This is a genomic window from Streptomyces sp. NPDC004266 (assembly GCF_042874095.1).
Lineage (GTDB): Bacteria > Actinomycetota > Actinomycetes > Streptomycetales > Streptomycetaceae > Streptomyces.
On record NZ_JBIAMM010000008.1, the window covers coordinates 148148 to 155663 of the forward strand.

5 protein-coding genes are annotated in these 7516 nt (G+C 70.8%); 3 read left to right on the top strand and 2 right to left on the bottom strand.

What is annotated here, in order from left to right; genetic code table 11:
• Positions 1-49: 49 nt before the first annotated feature.
• Positions 50-1756 (bottom strand): ribulokinase, encoded by a 1707-nt coding sequence (araB, locus tag ACFYUZ_RS20695; protein ID WP_389311261.1) that lies wholly within the window; start codon positions 1754-1756, stop codon positions 50-52.
• 406 nt (positions 1757-2162) lie between these two features.
• Positions 2163-3209, bottom strand: a complete 1047-nt coding sequence (locus ACFYUZ_RS20700; protein ID WP_389311263.1) for a LacI family DNA-binding transcriptional regulator — start codon at positions 3207-3209, stop codon at positions 2163-2165.
• Between the two features lie 227 nt (positions 3210-3436).
• On the opposite strand from ACFYUZ_RS20700, the gene chvE reads away from it, so the two are divergent.
• Genes chvE through mmsB form a run of 3 tightly spaced genes read left to right on the top strand, consistent with a single transcriptional unit; the run spans position 3437 to position 7373 of the window.
• Complete coding sequence (gene chvE, locus ACFYUZ_RS20705; RefSeq protein ID WP_389311265.1) at positions 3437-4546, top strand: multiple monosaccharide ABC transporter substrate-binding protein; 1110 nt, start codon at positions 3437-3439, stop codon at positions 4544-4546.
• Positions 4543-6132: a multiple monosaccharide ABC transporter ATP-binding protein gene (gene mmsA / locus ACFYUZ_RS20710; protein ID WP_389311267.1), complete on the top strand. Its 1590-nt coding sequence runs from the start codon at positions 4543-4545 to the stop codon at positions 6130-6132. Before chvE ends, mmsA begins: the two co-directional genes overlap by 4 nt.
• Positions 6129-7373: a multiple monosaccharide ABC transporter permease gene (gene mmsB / locus ACFYUZ_RS20715; protein ID WP_389311269.1), complete on the top strand. Its 1245-nt coding sequence runs from the start codon at positions 6129-6131 to the stop codon at positions 7371-7373. The genes mmsA and mmsB overlap by 4 nt, the downstream gene beginning before the upstream one ends.
• Positions 7374-7516: the final 143 nt, after the last annotated feature.

Sequence of the window (7516 nt, forward strand, 5' to 3'; positions counted from 1 at the left end):
GGGGCGGAGGGGGCGGGCCGATGGGGCCGGGGGCGGGGAGGTGGCCCGGTCAGTCGGCGACGGCGACCCGCGCGGCGTTGCGGATCCGTCGCAGGCGGTGCAGGAGGAGGTCCGCGCCGGTGCCGAAGTGCTCGTGCAGGGCGCGGTACTCGTCGAACAGCGCGTCGTAGGCGTCCGCCCGGGCCGGGTCGGGCACGTACGCGTGGCGCCGGACGCTTCCCATGACGGAGGCGGCGGAGCGGACGTCGGGGTGGGCGCCCGCGGCGACGGCGGCGTGAATGGCCGAACCGAGCGCCGGCCCCTGCTCGGACGTGCCGAGGGAGACGGGGCGGCGGAGCACGTCGGCGTAGATCTGCATGAGCAGCGCGTTCTTCCGCAGGCCTCCGGTGACGATGAACTCCTCGACGGGGATCCCGCCCTCCTCGAAGGCCTCGACGATCATCCGGGTGCCGTAGGCGGTGGATTCGAGCAGGGCCCGGTAGACGTCTTCGGGCCGGGTGTCGAGGGTGAGACCGGCGATGACTCCGGAGAGGTGGTGGTCGACCAGGGGGGAACGGTTGCCGTTCATCCAGTCCAGGGCGACCAGGCCGTGCGCGCCGACCGGCTGGTCCGCGGCCTTCCGGGTCAGGAGCTGGTGGAGGTCCTCGCCGGAGGCCTGCGCCTCGGCGCGATAGTGGTCCGGTACGCCCTGCCGGAGCCACCAGGCGAAGATGTCGCCGACCGCGCTCTGGCCGGCTTCGTAGCCGTAGGCGCCCTCGACGACGCCTCCGTCGACGACCCCGCAGATGCCGGGGATCTCGGCGAGGGCCGCGCCGTTGAGGACGTGGCAGGTGGAGGTGCCCATGATGGCGAGCATCCGCCCGTTCTCGACGGCGCCCGCCGCGGGCGCGGCCACGTGGGCGTCGACGTTGCCGACGGCGACGGCGATGCCCTCGGGGAGGCCGGTCCAGCGCGCGGCCGGGGAGCTCAGCCCGCCGGCCCGGGAGCCGAGGGGGGAGAGCGGGTGTTCCAGGCGCGTGGCGGGGAAGTCGGCGAAGTCCGGGTGGAGCCCTGCCAGAAAGCCGGGCGAAGGGTAGGCGCCGTCCTGGTGGATGCCCTTGTAGCCGGCTGTGCAGGTGTTGCGGGACTCGCTGCCGGTGAGCTGCCAGACGATCCAGTCGGCGGCCTCGATCCAGCGGGCGCAGGCGGCGTAGACGACGGGGTCCTCCTCCAGGACCTGCAGGGCCTTCGCGTACTGCCACTCGGAGGAGATCTTGCCGCCGTACCGTGCGATCCACTTCTCGCCGCGGGCGCGGGCGAGGGCGTTGATGCGGTCGGCCTGCTCCTGGGCCGCGTGGTGCTTCCACAGTTTGGGCCAGGCGTGCGGGCGGTCGGCCCATTCGGGCATCAGGGCGAGCGGGGTGCCGTCCGGGGCCGTCGGCAGGACCGTGCAGGCGGTGAAGTCGGTGGCGATGCCGATGACGCGGGCGGGGTCGACCCCGGCGTCGGCGACCGCCGCCGGAACGGCGGTGCGCAGGACGTCGCGCCAGTCCTCGGGGTGCTGCAGGGCCCAGTCGGGGCGCAGGGGGACGCCGGTGGAGGGGAGGCGGTCCTCGATGACGGCGTGGCGGTACTCGTGGACCGCCGAACCGAGTTCGGCGCCGTCCCGGACCCTGACCACGACGGCGCGCCCGGAGAGGGTGCCGAAGTCGACTCCGACGGTGCAGGCCTCGGGATGGTGACGGGCTGCGGGCTCGGAAAGGGCGTGTGGGGTCACGATGCGGTCTCTCTCGTCATGAGCGGGGGTCGGAGGAGCATCCTGATTGTTAACGCTCACAACAGGGTTGGACAAGAGTGGTGTGCGGTTCTGTAGAACATTCAGCAAGAAATGAAGCCCCTGAAGTGAGCGCTCACTTGAACGCCGCGGGCAGTCCCTGAGCCGCGACCGGCCCGGCAGGAGAAGGGTGTCACGGAGAAGGGCGGTCACGCAGAGGGGCGGTCACGGAGAAGGGCGGAACGACCGGTGGGGTCGAACGGCTGGCGGGGCGGAGCGGTCGACGGGCGCGCACGCACGGGCGGACCGGCGCGCGTGCGCCGCCGGCTCCCTGTCGTCCGACGGCCGGCGGACGGCAGGGAGCCGGCCACCGGCGGTCAGAAGGCGGTGGCGAGAGCCGCCCGGCGCGTCAGGCCTCGCCCGGAGGGCGTGTGCTCGCGCGCATGATGAGCTGCGGCTGCACCAGGAGGTGCTCGGCCTTCCGGGCGCGGCCCTCGATGTGGTCCACCAGAAGCCCGATGCTCCGGCGTCCGATGGCGGCGAAGTCCTGGCGGACCGTCGTCAGCGGCGGCGGGAAGAACTCGGCCTCCGGGATGTCGTCGAAGCCGGCGACGGCCACCTGCGCGGGGGTGCGGATCCCTCCCTCGCGCAGCGCCCGCAGGACGCCGAGCGCCATCTGGTCGTTGGCGACGAAGACCGCCGTGACCGGTGTCGCCCCGCGGCGGGCCAGGGCGAGTCCCGCGAGTTCCTGTCCCGCCCGGTACCCGGACAGCGGGCTCCAGTCCCCCGTCAGCACGCGCGGAGGCCGGATGCCGCTCTCCTCCAGGACGGCGCGCCATCCCGCGGTGCGGGCCTCGCTCTCCAGCCAGTCGTCGGGACCCGCCACGTGCCAGACGTTGCCGTGCCCGGCGGCGAGCAGGTGCTCGGTGACCATGCGGGCGCCGAGCTCCTGGTCGAGGGAGACGCCGGGCAGGTCGAGCTGGTGACCGCCCTCCACGGTGACCACGGGGAAGGGCGCGTCCAGTTCGGCGAGCGCCTGCACGTGCGAGCGCTGCGGGGTGATGGCGACGACGCCCTCCACTCCCCAGGCCGCGAGGTGGTCGATGGCGTCCTTGAGCCCCTGCCCCTCTCCGGTGCGCAGACTGACGGTCGAGACGAGGTAGCCCTGCTCCCGGGCCGCCTCCTCCAGGCCGGTCAGGGTGCTGGCGGGGCCGTACAGGGCGGTGTTGACGGCGATGACGCCCAGCGTCCTCGTACGGCGCGTCACCAGGGCGCGTGCGGCGGAGTTGCGGCGGTAGCCGAGCCGCTCGATGGCGAGGGTGACCTGCTCCCGGGTGGCCGCGCGCACGTTGGGGTGACCGCTCAGCACCCGGGAGACGGTCTGGTGGGAGACCCCCGCCTCTCGTGCGACGTCGGCCATCGTCGGCGGGCGGACGTCTTCCGCGGGATGCGCCACGTTCGCCTCCCTTCTCCCTGCTTACGGCTGTGTATCGATGCGAGAAAAACCTTAGCGCCTCTTGTATCACGCTGTTGTGAGCGCTAACAATCTAGCTCGACCGGGGCGCCGACGCCCTGGCCGCCCAGCCGGAACGGTGCCGTCCCGGTGGTGCGAGGACACGCGCCGCCACCGAGCCCGTCCCCGGTCGGAGCCGCCCTCGACGACGGGATTGCCAGGTAACGCCCATGAAGAAGTTCCGATCCGTATCCGCCCTCCTGGCCGTGACCACCGGCTGTGCCCTGCTCCTGACCGCCTGCGGACAGAACAGCGAGGGCGGCAGCCAGGAGTCGAAGGACAAGAAGGACCTCACCATCGGCATCGCCATGCCCACCAAGTCCTCCGAGAGGTGGATCGCCGACGGCCGGAACATGACCGCGAGCCTGAAGAAGGCCGGCTTCTCCACGACCCTGCAGTACGGCGAGGACGACCCCGACCAGCAGGTCGCCCAGATCGAGAACATGATCACCCAGGGCGTCGACGCCCTGGTCGTGGCCGCGATCAACGGCGAGGCGCTGTCCAACGTCCTGCGGCAGGCGGCGGACGCCCACATCCCGGTGATCTCCTACGACCGCCTCATCCTGGGCTCCCCGCACGTCGACTACTACGCCTCCTTCGACAACGAGAAGGTCGGCGAGCTCCAGGCCACGTACATCGTCGAGAAGCTGGGGCTCAAGGCGGGCTCGAAGAAGGGCCCCTTCAACATCGAACTGTTCGCCGGGTCCAACGACGACAACAACACCAAGTACTTCTTCAACGGCGCCATGAAGGTGCTGAAGCCCTACCTCGACAAGAAGCAGCTGGTCGTGCGCTCCCAGCAGACCCAGCTCAACCAGGTCACCACGTTGCGCTGGGACGGAGGGACGGCCCAGAAGCGCATGGACGACCTGCTGACCTCCTCGTACTCCACGGCCCGGGTCGACGCCGTGCTCTCCCCCTACGACGGCATCTCCATCGGCATCCTGTCCGCCCTGAAGTCCGACGACTACGGCAGTGCCGCCAAGCCCCTGCCGATCGTCACCGGCCAGGACGCGGAGGTCGCCTCCGTGAAGTCGATCATCGCGGGCCAGCAGACGCAGACCGTCTACAAGGACACGCGCGCACTCGCACAGGTCGCCGCCGACATGGTGACCGCCGTCCTCGCCGGCAAGAAGCCCCAGATCAACGACGACACGACCTATGACAACGGCAAGAAGGTGGTCCCCGCCTTCCTGCTCGACCCGGTCAGCGTCGACAAGTCGAACTACCGGAAGGTCCTGGTCGACTCCGGCTACATCGACGCCGGGGCACTGCGATGACGCCCATCCTCCAGATGCGGTCCATCGTCAAGACCTTCCCCGGAGTCAGGGCGCTGTCCGAGGTGACCCTGTCCGTGGAGCGCGGCGAGGTGCACGCCCTGTGCGGAGAGAACGGTGCCGGAAAGTCGACGCTCATGAAGGTCCTGTCCGGCGTCCACCCGCACGGGACCTACGAGGGCGAGATCCTCTTCGACGGCGAACCGTGCCGCTTCAAGGACATCAGGGCCAGCGAGCGGCACGGCATCGTCATCATCCACCAGGAGCTCGCGCTCGTTCCCCACCTCTCGATCGCCGAGAACGTCTTCCTCGGCAACGAGCCCTCCCGACGGGGGATCATCGACTGGCACGAGGCGCTGCGCCGGGCCTCCGAACTGCTCAGGCGGGTCGGGCTCGACGAACACCCCGAGACCCGGGTCGCGGACATCGGTGTCGGCAAGCAGCAGCTCGTGGAGATCGCGAAGGCGCTGGCCAAGAACGTCCGCCTGCTGATCCTCGACGAGCCCACCGCGGCGCTCAACGACGAGGACAGCGCGAAGCTGCTGCGGCTGATGCGGGAGCTGAAGGGCCAGGGCATCACCTCGATCATCATCTCGCACAAGCTGAACGAGATCGCCCGGATCGCCGACTCCGTCACCGTCCTGCGCGACGGGCGCTCCATCGAGACCCTCGACGTCAGGGACCCCGCCACCACCGAGGAACGCATCATCCGCGGCATGGTGGGGCGGGACCTCGACAGCCGCTTCCCCGACCGCACGCCGTACGAGGGTCCGGCCGGCGCCGAACCCGTCCTGGAGATCCGGGACTGGACCGTACGGCATCCGCTCGACCGCGCCCGCAAGGTCGTCGACGGCGTCTCGCTCCGGGTCCGCCGCGGGGAGATCGTCGGCGTCGCGGGACTCATGGGGGCCGGCCGTACCGAACTCGCCATGAGCGTCTTCGGCCGTTCCTACGGCCACTACGAGCGGGGCTGCGTGCTCAGGGACGGCCGCGAGGTGCGGACGCGTACGGTCCCGGAGGCGGTCGCCCACGGCATCGCGTACGTCACCGAGGACCGCAAGCACTACGGTCTCGACCTCGGGGACTCCGTGAGCCGGAACATCTCGCTCGCCTCCCTCGGCGCCCTCGCCCGCCGCGGGATCGTCGACGGGCACGAGGAACGCAAGGTGGCCGAACGGTACCGGCGGACCATGAACATCAAGGCGCCGAACGTCCTCGAACCGGTCGGCCGCCTTTCCGGCGGCAACCAGCAGAAGGTCGTCCTCAGCAAGTGGATCCTCGCCGGACCGGACGTCCTCATCCTCGACGAGCCCACCCGCGGGGTCGACGTGGGAGCCAAGTTCGAGATCTACACCGTGATCGACCGGCTCGCCGCCGAGGGCAAGGCGATCCTCTTCATCTCCTCCGAGCTGCCCGAACTGCTCGGCATGTGCGACCGCATCTACACCATGGCCGCCGGACGGCTGACCGGCGAGGTCACCCGCGAGGACGCCACGCAGGAAGTGCTGATGCGGCACATGACGCAGGACTCCCCCGCACCGACGGCGGTCACCGCAGGCGCCGCCTCCAGTGAAGGACACCAGGCATGAGCACCGACGTCAGCACGAAAACGACCGCTCCCGCGCCCCCGGGCGGCGGGTCCCCGTCCACGGGGGCATCGATGGCCCGGGTGCTCCTGGACGGCGTCCGGCGGAACATGCGCCAGTACGGGATGCTCTTCGCGCTCGGCCTGATCGTGCTCCTGTTCCAGGTCTGGACGGGCGGCGACCTCCTGCTGCCGCGCAACGTCTCCAACCTGGTGCTGCAGAACAGCTACATCCTCGTCCTGGCCATCGGCATGATGATCGTCATCGTCTCCGGACACATCGACCTGTCCGTCGGCTCCCTGATGGCCCTGGTCGGCGGCATCGGGGCGGTGCTCATGGTCGAGCACCACGTCTCCTGGCCCGTCGCGGTGCTCCTCACCCTGCTCCTCGGAGCCGTCGCCGGCGCGCTGCAGGGGTTCTTCATCGCGTACGTCGGCATACCGTCGTTCATCGTGACCCTCGCCGGCATGCTGCTGTTCCGCGGGCTCACGGAGATCTTCCTCAAGGGGCAGACGCTCGGCCCGTTCCCGGACGGGCTGCAGAAGATCGCCAACGGCTTCCTGCCGGAGGCGGGGCCGCGGACCAACTACCACAACCTGACCCTGCTCCTCGGCGTGGGGCTGATCGCCTACGTGGTCTTCCAGGAGGTGCGGGACCGTCGCCGCCAGCGGGAGTTCGCCCTGGAGACGCTCCCCACGGGCCTGTTCGCGCTGAAGGTGACGGCGCTGGTCGCCGCCGTCCTGGTGACGACCCTGCTGCTCGCCAGCTACAAGGGCGCCCCGGTGGTCCTCCTGATCCTGGCCGCGCTGCTGGTGGGCTTCGGCTACGTGATGCGCAACGCGGTGATCGGCCGCCACGTGTACGCGATCGGGGGGAACCTGCCCGCCGCGAAGCTGTCCGGGGTCAAGGACAAGAAGGTGACCTTCGCGGTGTTCCTCAACATGGGCATGCTCGCGGCGCTCGCCGGGCTCGTCTTCGCGGCGCGCTTCAACGCGGCCTCGCCGAAGGCGGGCGTGAACTTCGAACTGGAGGCCATCGCCGCCGCGTTCATCGGCGGGGCGTCGATGAGCGGTGGCGTCGGGACCGTCCTGGGAGCGATCATCGGCGGCCTGGTCCTCGGCGTGCTCAACAACGGCATGAACCTCGTCGGGGTGGGCACCGACTGGCAGCAGGTCATCAAGGGCCTGGTGCTGCTCGCGGCGGTCGGCTTCGACGTCTGGAACAAGCGCAGTGCGGGCGCCTGACACCCGCCCTGGACATGGCCGTGGCCCCCCGGGGCGCCCCCCCCGCGGGCCCCGCCCCGGGGGGGGGGCGGGGGGGGGGGTGGGGGGGCGGGACGGAACCCCCGGACCCTCCTCGACCCGAACACCAAGCCGGGGGGCAGCAC

Coding starts and splice junctions, on each gene's coding strand:
- mmsA (WP_389311267.1), top strand. CDS start 4,543: ATGACGCCCATCCTCCAGATGCGGTCCATCGTCAAGACCTTCCCCGGA.
- mmsB (WP_389311269.1), top strand. CDS start 6,129: ATGAGCACCGACGTCAGCACGAAAACGACCGCTCCCGCGCCCCCGGGC.
- chvE (WP_389311265.1), top strand. CDS start 3,437: ATGAAGAAGTTCCGATCCGTATCCGCCCTCCTGGCCGTGACCACCGGC.